A 16,957-nucleotide genomic window follows, 5' to 3' on the forward strand; every position below is an offset into this window, starting at 1 on the left:
ATTCTAACGAATATAATGTGAAAGGGGGAAAATATGAACCAAGAACAACTTTTTTGGCAACGATTTATTGAATTGGCAAAAGTAAATTTTAAGCCATCTATTTATGATTTTTATGTCGCTGATGCAAAATTACTCGGAATCAACCAGCAAGTTGCCAATATTTTCTTAAATCGTCCATTTAAAAAAGATTTCTGGGAAAAAAACTTCGAAGAGTTAATGATTGCCGCTAGTTTTGAAATCTACGGAGAGCCTCTTGCCATCCAATATCAATTTACAGAGGATGAACAGGAGATTAAGAACATTACAAACGCAAGAAGTTCAGTGGTTCACCAGGTACAGACACCTGAGCCGGCTACGCCTCAAGAAACTTTTAAACCGGTTCATTCTGACATAAAATCCCAGTACACCTTTGCTAATTTTGTACAAGGAGACAATAATCACTGGGCAAAGGCTGCAGCTTTAGCTGTATCTGATAACCTAGGTGAGCTCTACAATCCATTATTCATTTTTGGTGGTCCTGGTCTTGGAAAAACTCATATTTTAAATGCGATTGGAAATAAGGTTCTAGCCGATAATCCCCAGGCAAGGATAAAATATGTCTCATCGGAAACATTCATCAATGAATTTTTAGAACACCTCCGTCTCAATGATATGGAAAGTTTCAAAAAAACCTATCGCAATCTGGACTTACTTCTAATTGATGACATTCAGTCTCTCCGTAATAAAGCAACAACACAGGAAGAATTTTTCCATACTTTTAATGCGCTTCATGAAAAAAATAAGCAGATTGTACTCACAAGTGACCGTAATCCCGATCACTTAGACAATTTGGAAGAAAGACTAGTAACACGTTTCAAATGGGGGTTAACCAGTGAAATCACTCCACCTGATTTTGAAACACGTATCGCAATTTTACGTAACAAGTGCGAGAACCTGCCTTATAACTTTACAAATGAGACGCTATCCTATCTAGCTGGGCAATTTGATTCGAACGTACGTGACCTTGAAGGTGCCTTAAAAGATATCCATTTGATAGCCACTATGCGGCAACTGTCTGAGATAAGTGTCGAGGTTGCTGCTGAGGCTATTCGATCAAGAAAACAAACAAATCCACAAAACATGGTTATTCCTATTGAGAAAATCCAAACCGAAGTGGGAAATTTCTACGGTGTCAGCTTGAAAGAATTAAAAGGTTCTAAGCGTGTTCAACATATCGTTCACGCGCGACAAGTTGCTATGTTTTTAGCACGTGAAATGACAGACAATTCCCTTCCAAAAATTGGGAAAGAATTTGGTAATCGAGACCATACAACCGTTATGCATGCATACAATAAAATAAAAACTCTCCTCTTGGATGATGAGAATTTAGAAATAGAGATTACCAGTATAAAAAATAAACTTCGTTAACCTGTGTATAACTTTTAAAAAAACTTCTGTTTTTTCCACAAGTTGTGAACAAGTTAATTTCCGCAGTTTTATTGGTCTTTCATCACTTTTCCACAGAATACACAGAGACTACTATTACTATTAACCTTATAGATAATAAATAAAGGAGAATCCATGATTCAATTTTCTATTAATAAAAATATATTTCTACAAGCACTTAGTATTACTAAACGGGCAATCAGTACAAAAAATGCTATTCCAATTCTTTCAACAGTAAAAATTACAGTAACTAGTGAAGGAATCACTTTAACTGGTTCAAATGGACAAATCTCGATTGAACATTTTATTTCTATTCAAGATGAAAATGCAGGACTTTTGATCAGTTCTCCAGGTTCCATTCTCTTAGAAGCTGGTTTCTTTATTAATGTCGTATCCAGCATGCCGGATTTGGTCCTTGACTTCAATGAAATTGAACAAAAGCAAATCGTTTTGACAAGTGGTAAGTCTGAAATCACATTAAAGGGAAAAGAAGCAGAACAGTATCCTCGTTTACAGGAAGTTCCAACTTCAAAACCATTGGTGTTAGAAACCAAAGTATTAAAACAAACAATTAATGAAACAGCATTTGCAGCTTCTACACAAGAAAGTCGTCCTATTCTTACAGGTGTTCATTTTGTTTTAACAGAAAATAAAAATCTAAAAACTGTTGCAACAGATTCACACCGTATGAGCCAACGAAAATTGGTCCTTGATACATCTGGTGATGATTTTAATGTTGTCATTCCAAGTCGTTCTCTCCGTGAATTTACTGCAGTTTTTACAGATGATATTGAAACAGTAGAAGTCTTCTTTTCAAATAATCAAATCCTTTTTAGAAGCGAGCATATTAGCTTCTATACACGCTTATTAGAAGGTACCTACCCTGATACCGACCGCTTAATTCCAACTGAGTTTAAAACAACTGCAATTTTTGATACTGCAAATCTTCGTCACTCGATGGAGCGTGCTCGTCTTCTTTCAAATGCAACGCAAAATGGTACAGTAAAACTGGAAATTGCTAATAATGTTGTATCGGCTCATGTAAATTCTCCAGAAGTTGGACGTGTGAATGAGGAATTAGATACTGTAGAAGTATCAGGTGAAGACTTAGTAATCAGCTTTAACCCAACTTACTTGATAGAAGCATTGAAAGCCACAACTAGTGAACAAGTGAAAATTAGCTTTATCTCTTCTGTCCGTCCATTTACATTGATTCCCAATAATGAAGGGGAAGATTTTATTCAATTGGTTACACCAGTTCGTACCAACTAAGTAATATTAAGAACGGCTAAACTAGCCGTTTTTATGTTATACTAAAAAATAGCACCTAGCTTATTTTTATATATTTAGTGATGGGGAATAAATGACGTTATATATATTAGCTAATCCTAATGCTGGTAGCCATACTGCTGAACATATCATATTCAAAATAAAAGAAAGTTATCCACAGCTTGCAGTTAACATTTTTATGACAGTTGGGCCTGAGGATGAAAAAAGTCAAATAGAGGCTATTTTAAAGGAGTTTGTCAGTAGTGAAGACCAATTAATGATTTTAGGCGGAGACGGCACCCTATCTAAAGCCTTGCGTTTTTGGCCAGCTAGTCTACCGTTTGCTTATTATCCAACAGGATCTGGAAATGATTTTGCAAAAGCAATGAATATAACATCGCTCTATAGAAGTGTAGATGCCATTTTAGAGGGAAAAACAAGTCGGATATATGTTTTAAACAGTTCACACGGAACGGTTGTAAACAGTATGGATTTTGGCTTTGCAGCTCAAGTTATCAATGGTTCAACGAATTCAATTTTGAAAAAAATTCTGAACAAGGTAAAACTTGGGAGGTTAACTTATCTATTCTTTGGTATTAAAACATTATTTTCAAAACAAGCTATAAACTTAGAATTAACTCTTGATGGAAAATCTTATCAGTTAGGTAATCTCTTTTTTATTTCTGTAGCAAATAGTCTTTATTTTGGTGGAGGAATCATGATATGGCCAACAGCAAGTGCTAAAAAGAAGGAAGTAGATATTGTTTACTTCAAAAATGGAAATTTCTACCAACGTCTACAATCATTGTTAGCCTTATTAACGAAGAGGCATGAATCTTCTCATACAATTCAGCATTTAACAGGGCTAGATGTAGTTTTAAAATCAAAAGAAAAATTATTATTGCAAATAGATGGAGAGATATGCACTGCAAATGAGGTAACGTTAACCTATCAGGAAAGAAGTATGTATCTTTAAGGAGGAAGTATGTATCAATTAGGATCCTTTGTCGAAATGAAAAAGCCTCATGCCTGTGTCATCAAATCGACCGGCAAGAAGGCCAATAAATGGGAAGTCATCCGTCTAGGAGCGGATATCAAAATCCGTTGTACCAACTGTGACCATGTAGTCATGATGAGCCGGCATGATTTTGAACGAAAAATGCAACAAGTGCTGCCTAGTGAAACCTAGTTGACAGTTTGCAACTGCTGGTTGCGAATTTTTCCTAAAAAGTGCTAGTCAACTGTTCCTTTCTAAACTATAATAGACTTAGAAAAAAGAGGAGGACCTGACCATGAATCAGTTGGCACAGCAAATTCGAGTTTTACGCACAGCCAATAACCTATCCCAAGATGAGTTGGCAGAGAAACTCTATATCTCCCGTCAGGCTGTTTCCAAGTGGGAAAATGGTGAAGCAACGCCAGACATTGACAAACTGGTCCAGCTGGCAGAAATTTTTGGTGTCAGTCTGGATTATCTGGTTTTAGGAAAAGAGCCTGAGAAGGAAATTGTGGTGGAACAGCGAGGAAAAATGAATGTTTGGGAATACTTGAACGAAGAATCCAAACGACCTCTTACAAGAGGAGATATTCTCTCTCTCATTTTTGTTGCAGTTGTTGTTTTAGGTTCATTTTTCATTATGCATTATTTTTAACGAAGCTTGCCAATCAGCAAGCTTTTTCTCTATTTTTCTGCTATAATAGTCATGATTGAATTTTTAATTGGAGAGTAAAAAAAACATGGCTTTAACAGCAGGAATCGTCGGTTTGCCAAACGTTGGTAAATCAACCCTATTTAACGCAATTACCAAGGCAGGAGCAGAAGCTGCAAACTACCCTTTCGCGACCATTGATCCAAACGTCGGCATGGTAGAAGTGCCTGATGAGCGTTTGCAGAAGTTGACAGAACTCATCACTCCTAAAAAGACAGTGCCAACGACCTTTGAATTTACCGATATTGCTGGTATCGTAAAAGGTGCCTCTAAAGGTGAAGGGCTTGGAAATAAATTCTTGGCCAATATCCGCGAAGTTGATGCCATTGTCCACGTGGTGCGTGCCTTTGACGATGAAAATGTCATGCGTGAACAAGGTCGTGAAGATGCCTTTGTTGATCCTATCGCAGATATTGATACTATTAACCTAGAATTGATTTTGGCGGACCTAGAGAGCATCAACAAGCGTTATGCCCGTGTAGAAAAAATGGCCCGTACGCAAAAAGACAAGGATTCTGTGGCAGAATTTGCAGTTCTTGAAAAAATCAAACCTGTCCTAGAAGACGGAAAATCTGCTCGTACAGTTGACTTCACAGATGAAGAACAAAAAATCGTTAAGCAACTCTTCCTCTTGACCACTAAACCAGTCCTCTATGTTGCCAACGTCGATGAAGACAAGGTAGCAGATCCTGAGTCTATCAGTTATGTTCAGCAAATCCGTGACTTTGCAGCAACAGAAAATGCAGAAGTGGTGGTGATTTCTGCGCGTGCTGAAGAAGAAATTTCAGAACTCGATGATGAAGACAAGGGTGAGTTTTTGGAAGCCCTCGGCTTGACAGAATCTGGTGTGGACAAATTAACACGTGCAGCCTATCACTTGCTTGGTCTAGGCACCTACTTTACAGCAGGAGAGAAGGAAGTTCGTGCTTGGACTTTCAAACGTGGTATGAAAGCCCCTCAATGTGCTGGCATCATCCACTCAGACTTCGAAAAAGGCTTTATCCGTGCCGTAACCATGTCCTATGATGATTTGATTCAATACGGCTCTGAGAAAGCTGTTAAGGAAGCAGGACGCCTCCGTGAGGAAGGAAAAGAATATGTCGTTCAAGACGGGGACATCATGGAGTTCCGCTTTAACGTATAATAGACAATTAGGTTGGAATACATTTTCCAGCCTTTTGGTATGTAAGGAGAAAAAATGACACGATTGATTATAGGCCTAGGAAATCCTGGGGATCGCTATTTTGAAACCAAGCACAATGTCGGCTTTATGTTGCTAGATAAGATTGCCAAGCGTGAAAATGTAACTTTTAGTCACGATAAGATTTTCCAAGCAGACATTGCCACAACCTTTATTGACGGTGAAAAAATCTATCTAGTAAAGCCAACGACCTTCATGAACGAATCAGGTAAGGCTGTCCATGCCCTGATGACCTATTATGGTCTAGATGAGACAGATATTTTGGTGGCTTACGATGACTTGGACATGGCTGTTGGGAAAATCCGTTTCCGTCAAAAAGGCTCCGCAGGTGGCCACAATGGGATTAAATCCATTGTTAAGCATATTGGCACACAAGAATTTGACCGTATCAAGATTGGTATTGGCCGTCCAAAAGGAAAGATGAGCGTTGTCAATCATGTCTTATCTGGATTTGATACAGAAGACCGTATTGAAATCGACTTAGCACTAGATAAACTTGACAAGGCTGTCAACTTTTATCTGGAAGAGGACGATTTTGATAGCATCATGAGAAAGTTTAACGGATAATGAATATACTAGATCTTCTTCACAAAAATAAGCAAATCAATCAGTGGCAGTCTGGCTTAAACAAGTCAACTCGTCAACTATTATTAGGACTCACTGGAACTAGTAAGTCATTAGTCATGGCGACTGCCTATGATTGTTTGGCTGAAAAGATTATGATTGTGACTGCTACTCAAAATGATGCTGAGAAATTAGTTGCAGATTTAACATCCATCGTTGGAAGTGAGAATGTTTACAACTTTTTTACAGACGATAGTCCTATTGCCGAGTTTGTTTTTGCATCAAAAGAACGTACTCAATCAAGGATTGATAGTTTAAATTTCTTGACAGATTCTACTAGTTCAGGAATTTTAGTTGCTAGTATGGCTGCTTGTAGGATCTTATTGCCGAGTCCTGAGACTTATAAAGGTTCTAAAATAAAGCTTGAAGTTGGTCAAGAAATAGAAGTTGACAATCTTGTAAAGAAACTTGTCAATATAGGTTATAAAAAAGTTTCTCGTGTTTTAACACAAGGGGAATTTAGCCAACGTGGGGATATTCTAGATATTTTTGATATGCAAGCAGAGGCTCCCTGCCGTTTAGAATTCTTTGGAGATGAAATTGATGGCATCCGTATTTTTGATGTAGATAGTCAAAAGTCTTTAGAGAATCTCGAACAAATCAGTTTGTCACCAGCATCAGATATTATTTTATCGTCTACTGACTATGAGCGGGCTAGTCAGAAAATCCAAATCTCTATTGACCAATCTAGAAGTGGGGAGCAGCAGTCTTATTTACGAGAAGTCGTGGCAGATATGCAAACGGAATATCGTCATCCCGATTTACGGAAATTTCTATCATTTTTATATGAACAATCTTGGACATTGTTGGATTATTTGCCAAAGGGTTCTCCCTTATTTTTAGATGATTTTCATAAAATTGCTGACAAGCAGTCTCAATTTGAAAAAGAATCAGCAGAGTTATTGACAGATGATTTACAAAAGGGGAAATCAGTGTCAAGTTTGCACTATTTTGCATCTACCTATTCGGAGTTAAGAAAATACAAACCTGCCACCTTCTTTTCAAGTTTTCAAAAAGGTTTAGGTAATGTAAAGTTTGATGCTCTCTATCAATTCACACAGCATCCTATGCAGGAATTTTTCCACCAGATTCCACTGTTAAAAGATGAATTGACTCGGTATGCGAAGTCAAACAATACCGTTGTTATTCAAGCGAGTTCTGATGTAAGTTTACAGACTTTACAGAAAACTTTACAAGAGTATGATATCCATCTTCCAGTACATGCAGCAGATAAGTTAGTAGAAGGTCAGCAACAGGTTACGATTGGTCAGTTAGCTTCAGGTTTTCATTTGATGGATGAGAAACTAGTTTTCATCACTGAAAAAGAGATTTTCAATAAGAAAATGAAGCGTAAGACACGTAGAACCAATATTTCTAACGCTGAACGTATTAAGGACTATAGTGAATTAGCAGTTGGTGACTATGTTGTTCACCATGTTCATGGTATCGGTCAATACTTAGGAATTGAGACTATTGAAATTTCAGGCATTCATCGTGATTATTTAACGGTTCAATATCAAAACTCAGATCGCATTTCTATTCCTGTAGAACAAATTGATCTTCTCTCCAAATACTTAGCGTCTGATGGGAAAGCTCCAAAAGTTAATAAACTAAACGATGGTCGGTTCCAACGAACCAAGCAAAAAGTTCAGAAGCAAGTGGAGGATATTGCAGATGATTTGATTAAGCTTTATGCGGAGCGTAGTCAACTGAAAGGCTTTGCCTTTTCACCAGATGATGAGAATCAGATTGAGTTTGACAACTACTTTACACATGTGGAAACCGACGACCAACTTCGTTCCATTGATGAAATCAAACAAGATATGGAAAAAGACTCTCCAATGGATCGTTTGCTGGTAGGGGATGTTGGCTTTGGTAAGACAGAGGTAGCTATGCGTGCTGCTTTCAAAGCTGTCAATGATGGCAAGCAAGTAGCTATTCTTGTTCCTACGACTGTTTTAGCCCAGCAACACTACGCTAATTTCCAAGAACGGTTTGCAGAATTTCCTGTTAATGTTGATGTTATGAGTCGTTTTAAAACAAAGGCAGAGCAGGAAAAAACACTTGAGAAGTTGAAAAAAGGCCAAGTTGACATCTTGATTGGTACCCATCGCCTTCTATCAAAAGATGTTGTTTTTGCTGATTTAGGTTTACTGGTGATTGACGAAGAGCAACGGTTTGGTGTCAAACATAAGGAACGCTTGAAGGAACTGAAAAAGAAAATAGATGTCCTAACCCTAACTGCAACTCCAATTCCTCGGACATTGCAAATGTCCATGTTGGGAATCCGTGACTTATCAGTAATTGAGACTCCACCGACAAATCGCTATCCTGTCCAAACTTATGTGATGGAAACAAATCCTTCCGTTATCCGAGATGCAATGCTTCGTGAGATAGATCGCGGAGGTCAGGTTTACTATCTTTACAATAAAGTTGACACCATTGAACAGAAAGTGTCTGAATTAAAAGACTTGGTTCCAGAAGCTACTATAGGATACGTCCATGGACAAATGTCGGAAATCCAATTAGAAAATACTCTCTATGCCTTTGTAGAGGGTGAGTATGATATTCTAGTGACCACAACAATCATCGAAACAGGTGTTGATATTCCAAATGCTAATACACTGTTTATTGAAAATGCCGATCACATGGGACTGTCAACTCTCTATCAACTTCGAGGACGTGTTGGCCGTTCCAGTCGGATTGCCTATGCCTATCTCATGTACCGTCCAGACAAGTCCCTGACAGAAGTAGCTGAAAAACGTTTAGAGGCAATCAAGGGCTTTACAGAACTAGGATCAGGTTTCAAGATTGCCATGCAAGATTTGTCCATTCGTGGAGCTGGAAATATTTTAGGCGCTGCCCAGTCAGGATTTATTGATTCTGTAGGGTATGAACTGTATTCACAATTGCTGGAACAAGCCATCTTGGAAAAACAAGGTAAGGCAGCCCAACGTCAGAAAAGCAACACTGAGGTCAACCTACAGATTGACGCCTATCTACCAAGTGACTATATTGCTGATCAGCGACAAAAAATTGAAATTTACAAGCGTATAAAGAATATTGACAGTCGTGTCAACTATCAAGAATTACAAGAAGAATTGATAGACCGTTTTGGAGAGTATCCTGATGTAGTAGCCTACTTACTGGAAATCGGTCTATTGAAGTCACTTTTAGACCAAGTTTTCTGTCATACAGTTCTTAGAAGACAACATCAAGTAACAGTAACATTCGAACCTATGGCTGGTCAAATTTTCCTAACGCAAGATTACTTTGAAGCTTTATCTGTGACAAATTTGAAAGCTCAGATAACGGAAAATAAAGGAAAACTAGCTGTTGTGTTTAACATTCAACAGAAAAAAGAATATGAAATATTAGAGGAATTGATTTCTTTTGCCGAAAAATTAAAAGAAATTAAAGCAAGGAAGGCAGAATAAATTTCTCAAATATCTTGAAAAATGGTAAAATAGTGAACTGAGGTAAAGTATGAGACTAGATAAATATTTGAAAGTATCCCGCATTATCAAGCGTCGAACAGTTGCGAAGGAAGTTGCCGATAAAGGACGAATAAAAGTCAATGGGATTTTGGCGAAATCTTCAACAGATTTAAAAGTAAATGATCAGGTTGAAATCCAATTTGGTAATAAACTACTCACTGTAAAAGTACTTGAGATGAAAGATTCGACTAAAAAAGAAGATGCACTGAAAATGTATGAAATTATCAGTGAAAAAAGGATAGAAAAAGATGAAGAAATCTAAAATTCTACAACTGAATAATGCCTTTATTCAGTCGGAGCGTAAAAAAACTCAGCATCAATTGGCAGAACGCCAACAAAAAAATCGTTTTATGGGTGCAATTCTCATTCTAGTTATCTTTCTTTTTATGTTGCCTGCCTACAATCTTGTTGGGACTTACACTAATATTCAGCAGCAGGAAAAGAAACTTGCTGAATTGGAAAAAAATTACGAAGAACTGACCAAAGAACAGAAGCAGGAAGCAGAGATGGTTGCAAAATTGAAAAATGAGGAATATGCAGCAAAGTATGTTCGGGCTAAGTATCAATACTCTAAAGAAGGGGAATTTGTCTACAATATTCCAGGGTTACCAAAATGACCGAATCTATTTTTAAAATTGTAGAGCAATTTTTACAGCATTCTGATGAAAAATTAGAAGAGTTGAATCAAAAGAATAGAGAATTAAAGTTAGAAGAAAATGAATCGTAGAAAGGAGGGAGTATGCAGAAAAAACTGCTCGTATGGTTATTGCCAGTTTTATTTGGATGGCAGGTGGTCGATAGTACAGAAATACCATTTGAACTCACAGCGCAAGAAGAATACGAATTGACTCATACTATCTATGATCAGTATTTTCAAACTATCCCTCAAAACCCAAATATTTTTCAAACTGAGAATCTTTATTCGGATGAAGAACTGACTATAGCAGGTGGACAATTACAGCCGAACCAACATTTTTCTATTACGGATGCTCTAGTCAATAGTAAAAAAGAATTGGTTTTCCAAATAGATGACAAGGGTTACATTCTTGCAAGTAGGCATCTACTATTTGATGATGTAATTGTTACAGAAACTACTGTTGAGCAAACTTATTGGCCAAAAAAAGGTTTCACATTGTTAACCTCACCAATTGCTAACGAAGCTACGGAAATAAAAAATGATTTACAACCCTATCAAGCTGTTATGGTTTCTAAAATTGTAACAACTTCCCTAGGTGAGTTTGCCTATGTTACAGATAAAGGTTGGATTGCAGTAAATAATCTTTCTAAAACGGATAATAGAGTAGAAGCCGTTCAAGAGTTGTTGACTAACAAATATTCCAAAGATACTATTGGTATATATGTGAAACAATTGTCAACAGGTCAAACTGCAGGTGTAAATCAAGAGAAACTATTCTATTCTGCCAGCATTGCTAAACTACCAATTCTTTATTACGTTCAAGAGCAACTGAATGCTGGGTATATTGATTTGACTACTAAAGTGAAATATACAGCCGAATCTATGTCCTTCCCAGGAGCTTATGTTGCTGGAGGAAGTGGTTCACTGTCAAAAACTCCTGACAACAAAGATTATTCAGTGGAAGAATTGATCAATAAGACTGCTAAAGAGTCAGATAATGTAGCTAGTAATTTACTTTCTTATTATGTAGCTAATAAATTCGATTCCAATTTTTATCAAGTAATAACTGCTAAAACAGGTAGTGAGTGGAGTATGGTTACACGTGAAACTTCAGCTGAGATCGCAGGGAAAATGATGGAAGCCTTATATATTCAAAATGGCTATGTGCTAGAAAGTTTGTTATCTACTCAATTTGATAATCAACGTATTTCGAAAGACATCTCAGTTCCAGTTGCTCATAAAATTGGCGATGCAGATGATGTCAAACACGATGTAGCGATTGTTTACGCAGGGTATCCTTTTGTTTTATCTATTTTTACAGATAAATCAAATTATGATGAGATTACACAAATTGCAAATGATATTTACGGGATTTTAAAGTAAATGAAAGATAGATTTTTAAAAGTGACACAGGATGGTCACTTTTTTGATAAACATAAGAAAGTACTAGTAGCCGTATCCGGTGGGGTAGATTCTATGAACCTATTCCATCTTTTATACGAATGCAAACAAGTGTTAGGGATTGAACTTGGAATTGCCCATATTAATCATGGACAGAGGGAAGAATCTGTCATCGAGGAAAAATATCTTAAACAGTTAGCAGAAGAAAGTAATGTTCCCTTTTATCTGTCCTATTTTGAAGGTGTTTTTTCAGAAGAAGCGGCGCGAAAATGGCGTTATGGATTTTTTGCTACAATCATGGAGAAGGAAGGCTACACTGCACTAGTAACAGCCCACCATGCAGATGATCAAGCAGAAACTGTCTTTATGCGATTGATTAGAGGAGGGCGTTTGCGTCACTTATCAGCAATTCAACCGACTCAGCCTTTTGCAACAGGAGAACTTATTCGACCACTTTTATCTTTTAAAAAGGCAGATTTTGATAAGCTATTTCATTTTGAAGATTGCAGTAATGCAGATTTCAAATATTTTCGAAATAGAGTCAGAAATGACTATTTACCAAAGTTAAAACAGGAAAATCCTAAAATCGAACTTGCTCTCAATAATCTTGCAGTTGATACAAATAATCTATTTCAAGCGCTAAGAGATTTGACACAGGATTTATCCGTTACAGATGTGATGAGTTTTCAACAACAGACACCTGCAGTACAAAGTTATCTATTAGAGGAATATTTGGAAAAATTTCCTGATTTACAGCTCTCTCGTCCACAATTTAATGAAGTATTACATATATTGCGTTCAAAAACTAACTACTATCATTTATTGAAAAATGATTACATGTTAGAGAAGGATTATCATCGTTTTCAAATTTATAAAATAGGACTAGAGACGGATAGTCAACCAGAAAAAATCATGATAAAATCAGAGGGTATTTTTTCTTACGGCTCATATATTTTTTCTCTCAATCATCCTTTGGTAGAAGCGGATAGTATTTTATATTTTCCTACAGAAAATCCAATTGTAGTGAGGAGAAGGCAGGCTGGGGATACCATTTTAATAAACGGAGTAAATAAAAAACTCCGCCGTTGGTTTATTGATAATAAAATCTCACAGAAAGTTCGACAAAATGCGCTTATTATCGAGCAGGATGGAGAAATTTATGGAATTACGAATCTTGTTAGCAGTGATTTGAGTAAATCAGTAAAAAATGATATAATCAAAGCTACCTTATATATAAAAATGAAAGAGTAGAACAACTATGTTGGACAAAGATATTAAGAAAATTCTTGTTTCAGAAGAAGAAATCGTTGCAAAATGCAAAGAACTCGGTCAAATTCTAGCAACAGACTATGCAGATAAGAATCCTATTCTTGTAGGAATTTTAAAAGGTTCTATCCCATTTATGGCAGAATTAATGAAACATATTGATGCCCATGTAGAAACGGATTATATGGTTGTTTCTAGCTACCATGGCGGAACGGAGAGTAGCGGTACCGTTAAGATTATCAAGGATTTGGACAATAGTGTTGCAGGTCGACATATCATCTTCGTAGAGGATATTATTGACACTGGTCGCACATTAAAAGAATTGAAAGAACTCTTTGCTTTGCGTCAGGCAGCTTCTATTAAAATTGCCACTCTTCTTGATAAACCAGAAGGTCGTGTTGTTGAAATCGAGCCAGACTACACTTGCTTTACTATTCCAAATGAATTTGTAGTTGGATTTGGCTTAGATTATGATGAAAATTATCGTAATCTTCCTTATGTTGGTGTACTCAAAGAGGAAGTTTACACAAAATAGAAAAAGGTTTCCTACTATATTATGAACAATCAACCAAATAAAGGATTTATAAAAAATCCTTTTCTCATTATTCTCGTTATTGCCACTATTGTTACAGCCTTCCAATTTTTTAACGCTGGTCAGCAAGTAGCAACTCAAGAAATCAGTTATTCACAAGTAGTAACTGAATTGAAAAATAATAATGTATCTGAAATTACTTATCAACCAAATTCAAGTGTTATTGAAATTACTGGTAAGTACAAAACAGAACAGGAAGCTAAAGATGAGTTAGCTTCATCTATTAAGTTATTCCAAGTTTCTAGCAAAGTTAAGTATAAAAACTTTAAGTCCCTAATTTTACCGTCAGAAACGAATTTGTCAGAGCTACAAGCTCTTGCAAATGAAAATGGAGTAAAGGTTACTATTAAACCTGAAAGTTCAAATGGACTTTGGTTAAATATCGTCTTTAATTTGTTACCGCTTATCATTGCTGGTGTATTCTTTATGATGATGATGAACCAGGGTGGCGGTGGAGCACGTGGTGCAATGAACTTTGGACGGAATAAAGCTAAAGCTTTGGAACAAAGTAACATCAAGGTACGTTTCTCAGATGTAGCAGGTGCAGAGGAAGAAAAACAAGAATTAGTTGAAGTTGTTGAATTTTTGAAGGATCCAAAACGCTTTACTAAACTTGGAGCACGTATTCCAGCAGGTGTGCTACTAGAGGGTCCTCCAGGAACAGGTAAAACCTTGCTTGCCAAAGCAGTAGCGGGTGAAGCAGGTGTGCCATTCTTCTCCATTTCTGGTTCAGATTTTGTTGAAATGTTTGTTGGTGTCGGTGCCAGCCGTGTTCGTTCATTATTTGAAGATGCAAAAAAAGCAGCACCAGCCATTATTTTCATCGATGAAATCGATGCTGTCGGTCGCCAACGTGGTGTCGGCATGGGTGGCGGTAACGATGAACGTGAACAAACCCTCAACCAACTCCTAATTGAAATGGATGGTTTTGAAGGGAACGAAGGGATCATTGTCATTGCCGCAACCAACCGTAGTGATGTTTTAGACCCTGCCCTTCTTCGTCCAGGTCGTTTTGACCGTAAAGTATTGGTTGGTCGTCCGGATGTTAAAGGACGTGAAGCAATCCTTAAAGTTCATGCGAAGAATAAACCATTAGCAGCAGATGTAGATTTGAAATTAGTAGCACAACAAACACCAGGATTTGTTGGTGCAGATTTAGAGAATGTTCTTAACGAAGCAGCCCTTGTAGCAGCACGTCGAAACAAGACTGTCATTGATGCTTCAGATATTGACGAAGCAGAAGATCGTGTAATTGCAGGTCCATCTAAGAAAGACCGTCAAGTTTCAGCCAAAGAACGCGAAATCGTTGCCTACCATGAAGCAGGTCATACAATTGTTGGTCTCGTACTATCAAATGCACGTGAAGTTCACAAAGTAACAATTGTTCCCCGCGGTCGCGCAGGTGGATACATGATTGCCCTTCCTAAAGAAGATCAAATGCTTCTATCTAAAGAAGATATGAAGGAGCAATTGGCTGGTCTTATGGGTGGTCGTGTTGCGGAAGAAATTATTTTCAATACCCAAACAACCGGTGCCTCAAATGACTTTGAACAAGCTACACAGATGGCGCGTGCTATGGTTGCAGAATATGGTATGAGTGAAAAAATGGGACCAATGCAGTATGAAGGCAGTCATGCAATGTTTGGTGGACAAACAACTCAAAAACATATTTCTGAGCAAACTGCATATGAGTTAGATAATGAAGTACGTGATTTACTAAATGAAGCTCGAAATAAAGCTGCAGATATTATTCAATCAAACCGTGATACACACAAACTGATCGCAGAAGCACTTCTCAAATATGAAACTCTTGATAGTGTTCAAATTAAATCTCTGTATGAAACAGGCAAAATGCCAGAGAATATTGAACACGATGACGAAGATGTTCATCCCCTTTCTTATGAAGAAGTAAAAGAGAAAATTAATACGAAAGAGTAGTATAAAAATAGTCTGGGCAAGACATTCCATAACGGATCTGCCCTCACTCTCAACCACTAAAATAACCACAAAGCCTCCGCTAAGTACATAATCTTGGCGAAGGCTTTTTTACATGCTACACATCAGAAACAGGGCATTTACAAGAAAAACGAATCAATAGTTATTTATCTCAATCTTAGAACTATACCAAAATAATTCCCTTCTGGAGCAGAATGCAATGTTTTTCATAGAGTATCAATAGCAAATGCACTTTAAAAAAGAAAAATCAAATAAAGTAAGCTAGACAAAAATGTCCTGTAGAAAGCCAGCACTTTTCGATAAACTTAAACCATCAACAAAAGGAGATTAAGAAATGGAATTCGAAAAAGTGTACGCAAGCGTCAAAGGCATTGTAAACAAGGCTCGAAAAGAGTTTTACATTAAACTATGGGATCGAGATGATTGGGAACAAGAAGGAATGATGACCTTGTTTGAATTGTTGGAAGATCAACCGTGGCTAGTTGATGAACAAGTTCAATTATATTGTTATTTTAAAGTTAAGTTCAGAAATCGAATCAAGGATCGTATCCGCAAACAGGAAAGTCAAAAACGCAAGTTTGACCGTATGCCACATGAAGATATTCACGAATTATCTCACGCAATACAATCACCGGGATTGATAAACGATGAACTATTAATGTTGAGAGGTGCCTTGAGAGATTATCGAAAAAATCTGAGCAATGATCAACTTGATAAATACGAAAAATTAATTAGCGGACAATGTTTTAATGGTCGCCGTGAAATGATACGTGATTTACAAATTCATTTGAAAGACTTTCGCTAAAGCTAGTCACTGACATTATGTTAATCGAATTAAGAAATTGGGCAGAAGTATCATAAAAAGTTCTGTTCAGTTTCTTTTTATATAGGTTATAGCAAAGAGAATAAGGAATAGGAGAAAAAACAAATTTCAAGTTGAAATTAGCCCCCTCTCCTATGAAGAGTAGAGGAGTGACTAAATGTGATACTCAGCCAATAGTAACTTAAGTGCCGGATTGACTGATTCAGCGGTATTATTTGGAATTAACCTTATGCTTTAGTATCTACATAGAACTTTCAGTGTAAAAAATCCCCAAAAACCGGTTGACAATGTATAGTAAGTCGTGATAGAATAATTGAGTTGTCTCTTGAGGGGCTAGTCAGTAGCGGAATGAAAAAAGTTTCGAAAAAGTGTTGACAAGTTCAGTAGAAGATGATAGAATAATTGAGTTGTCTCTTGGAGGAATTGTTTAACAGCGAAACGAAAAAAAGTTTCAAAAAAGTGTTGACAAAGTTTCTAAGAAATGATAAACTAAGATAGTTGTCGCGAGAGCGCGATAACGAACAAGACCTTTGAAAATTAAAGAAGACGAACCAAAC

16 protein-coding genes are annotated in these 16,957 nt (G+C 37.0%); all 16 read left to right on the forward strand.

Annotated elements, in window-relative coordinates:
• Positions 1–33: 33 nt before the first annotated feature.
• The 16 genes from dnaA to K5Q34_RS07750 all read left to right on the forward strand — a co-directional run bounded on the left by dnaA (position 34) and on the right by K5Q34_RS07750 (position 16,382).
• Positions 34–1,407 (forward strand): chromosomal replication initiator protein DnaA, encoded by a 1,374-nt coding sequence (gene dnaA, locus K5Q34_RS07680; RefSeq protein WP_024384308.1) that lies wholly within the window; start codon positions 34–36, stop codon positions 1,405–1,407.
• A 153-nt stretch (positions 1,408–1,560) separates the two neighbouring features.
• Positions 1,561–2,697: a DNA polymerase III subunit beta gene (gene dnaN, locus K5Q34_RS07685; RefSeq protein ID WP_004194538.1), complete on the forward strand. Its 1,137-nt coding sequence runs from the start codon at positions 1,561–1,563 to the stop codon at positions 2,695–2,697.
• A gap of 91 nt (positions 2,698–2,788) precedes the next feature.
• Positions 2,789–3,670 carry a diacylglycerol kinase family protein gene (locus K5Q34_RS07690; RefSeq protein WP_221864794.1) on the forward strand — a complete coding sequence of 294 codons (882 nt, stop codon included), beginning with the start codon at positions 2,789–2,791 and terminating at the stop codon, positions 3,668–3,670.
• 9 nt (positions 3,671–3,679) lie between these two features.
• Complete coding sequence (locus tag K5Q34_RS07695) at positions 3,680–3,883, forward strand: DUF951 domain-containing protein (RefSeq protein ID WP_029171245.1); 204 nt, start codon at positions 3,680–3,682, stop codon at positions 3,881–3,883.
• Positions 3,884–3,986: 103 nt separating this feature from the next.
• Positions 3,987–4,346 carry a helix-turn-helix domain-containing protein gene (locus tag K5Q34_RS07700; protein WP_221864795.1) on the forward strand — a complete coding sequence of 120 codons (360 nt, stop codon included), beginning with the start codon at positions 3,987–3,989 and terminating at the stop codon, positions 4,344–4,346.
• Positions 4,347–4,431: 85 nt separating this feature from the next.
• Positions 4,432–5,547, forward strand: a complete 1,116-nt coding sequence (ychF, locus tag K5Q34_RS07705; RefSeq protein WP_014637241.1) for a redox-regulated ATPase YchF — start codon at positions 4,432–4,434, stop codon at positions 5,545–5,547.
• Between the two features lie 54 nt (positions 5,548–5,601).
• On the forward strand, positions 5,602–6,171 hold the full coding sequence (gene pth / locus K5Q34_RS07710; protein ID WP_024384311.1) for an aminoacyl-tRNA hydrolase: 570 nt from the start codon (positions 5,602–5,604) through the stop codon (positions 6,169–6,171).
• Positions 6,171–9,665, forward strand: a complete 3,495-nt coding sequence (mfd, locus tag K5Q34_RS07715) for a transcription-repair coupling factor (protein ID WP_221864796.1) — start codon at positions 6,171–6,173, stop codon at positions 9,663–9,665. Before pth ends, mfd begins: the two co-directional genes overlap by 1 nt.
• A 49-nt stretch (positions 9,666–9,714) precedes the next feature.
• Positions 9,715–9,987, forward strand: a complete 273-nt coding sequence (locus K5Q34_RS07720) for an RNA-binding S4 domain-containing protein (protein ID WP_004194330.1) — start codon at positions 9,715–9,717, stop codon at positions 9,985–9,987.
• Positions 9,974–10,342 carry a septum formation initiator family protein gene (locus K5Q34_RS07725; RefSeq protein WP_004194327.1) on the forward strand — a complete coding sequence of 123 codons (369 nt, stop codon included), beginning with the start codon at positions 9,974–9,976 and terminating at the stop codon, positions 10,340–10,342. Before K5Q34_RS07720 ends, K5Q34_RS07725 begins: the two co-directional genes overlap by 14 nt.
• Complete coding sequence (locus tag K5Q34_RS11820; protein WP_004194325.1) at positions 10,339–10,452, forward strand: SP_0009 family protein; 114 nt, start codon at positions 10,339–10,341, stop codon at positions 10,450–10,452. Before K5Q34_RS07725 ends, K5Q34_RS11820 begins: the two co-directional genes overlap by 4 nt.
• Before the next feature lie 12 nt (positions 10,453–10,464).
• Complete coding sequence (locus tag K5Q34_RS07730; RefSeq protein ID WP_221864797.1) at positions 10,465–11,745, forward strand: serine hydrolase; 1,281 nt, start codon at positions 10,465–10,467, stop codon at positions 11,743–11,745.
• The gene (gene tilS / locus K5Q34_RS07735) at positions 11,746–13,014 is read left to right on the forward strand and encodes a tRNA lysidine(34) synthetase TilS (protein WP_221864798.1); all 1,269 of its coding nucleotides are present in this window, start codon (positions 11,746–11,748) and stop codon (positions 13,012–13,014) included.
• Between the two features lie 7 nt (positions 13,015–13,021).
• The gene (hpt, locus tag K5Q34_RS07740; protein WP_014735203.1) at positions 13,022–13,564 is read left to right on the forward strand and encodes a hypoxanthine phosphoribosyltransferase; all 543 of its coding nucleotides are present in this window, start codon (positions 13,022–13,024) and stop codon (positions 13,562–13,564) included.
• A 21-nt stretch (positions 13,565–13,585) separates the two neighbouring features.
• Positions 13,586–15,559, forward strand: coding sequence for an ATP-dependent zinc metalloprotease FtsH (gene ftsH / locus K5Q34_RS07745; protein ID WP_024407779.1), 1,974 nt, complete (start codon positions 13,586–13,588; stop codon positions 15,557–15,559).
• A 352-nt stretch (positions 15,560–15,911) separates the two neighbouring features.
• Positions 15,912–16,382, forward strand: coding sequence for a sigma-70 family RNA polymerase sigma factor (locus tag K5Q34_RS07750; RefSeq protein ID WP_024393242.1), 471 nt, complete (start codon positions 15,912–15,914; stop codon positions 16,380–16,382).
• Positions 16,383–16,957 lie beyond the last annotated feature (575 nt).

Origin of the sequence: Streptococcus sp. 2018110 (assembly GCF_019754115.1) — a bacterium.
Classification (GTDB): Bacteria; Bacillota; Bacilli; order Lactobacillales; family Streptococcaceae; genus Streptococcus; species Streptococcus hashimotonensis.

Coding starts and splice junctions, on each gene's coding strand:
- dnaA (WP_024384308.1), top strand. CDS start 34: ATGAACCAAGAACAACTTTTTTGGCAACGATTTATTGAATTGGCAAAA.
- K5Q34_RS07750 (WP_024393242.1), top strand. CDS start 15,912: ATGGAATTCGAAAAAGTGTACGCAAGCGTCAAAGGCATTGTAAACAAG.
- K5Q34_RS07725 (WP_004194327.1), top strand. CDS start 9,974: ATGAAGAAATCTAAAATTCTACAACTGAATAATGCCTTTATTCAGTCG.
- dnaN (WP_004194538.1), top strand. CDS start 1,561: ATGATTCAATTTTCTATTAATAAAAATATATTTCTACAAGCACTTAGT.
- ftsH (WP_024407779.1), top strand. CDS start 13,586: ATGAACAATCAACCAAATAAAGGATTTATAAAAAATCCTTTTCTCATT.
- K5Q34_RS07700 (WP_221864795.1), top strand. CDS start 3,987: ATGAATCAGTTGGCACAGCAAATTCGAGTTTTACGCACAGCCAATAAC.
- K5Q34_RS07695 (WP_029171245.1), top strand. CDS start 3,680: ATGTATCAATTAGGATCCTTTGTCGAAATGAAAAAGCCTCATGCCTGT.
- pth (WP_024384311.1), top strand. CDS start 5,602: ATGACACGATTGATTATAGGCCTAGGAAATCCTGGGGATCGCTATTTT.
- K5Q34_RS07730 (WP_221864797.1), top strand. CDS start 10,465: ATGCAGAAAAAACTGCTCGTATGGTTATTGCCAGTTTTATTTGGATGG.
- ychF (WP_014637241.1), top strand. CDS start 4,432: ATGGCTTTAACAGCAGGAATCGTCGGTTTGCCAAACGTTGGTAAATCA.
- tilS (WP_221864798.1), top strand. CDS start 11,746: ATGAAAGATAGATTTTTAAAAGTGACACAGGATGGTCACTTTTTTGAT.
- K5Q34_RS07720 (WP_004194330.1), top strand. CDS start 9,715: ATGAGACTAGATAAATATTTGAAAGTATCCCGCATTATCAAGCGTCGA.
- K5Q34_RS07690 (WP_221864794.1), top strand. CDS start 2,789: ATGACGTTATATATATTAGCTAATCCTAATGCTGGTAGCCATACTGCT.
- hpt (WP_014735203.1), top strand. CDS start 13,022: ATGTTGGACAAAGATATTAAGAAAATTCTTGTTTCAGAAGAAGAAATC.
- mfd (WP_221864796.1), top strand. CDS start 6,171: ATGAATATACTAGATCTTCTTCACAAAAATAAGCAAATCAATCAGTGG.
- K5Q34_RS11820 (WP_004194325.1), top strand. CDS start 10,339: ATGACCGAATCTATTTTTAAAATTGTAGAGCAATTTTTACAGCATTCT.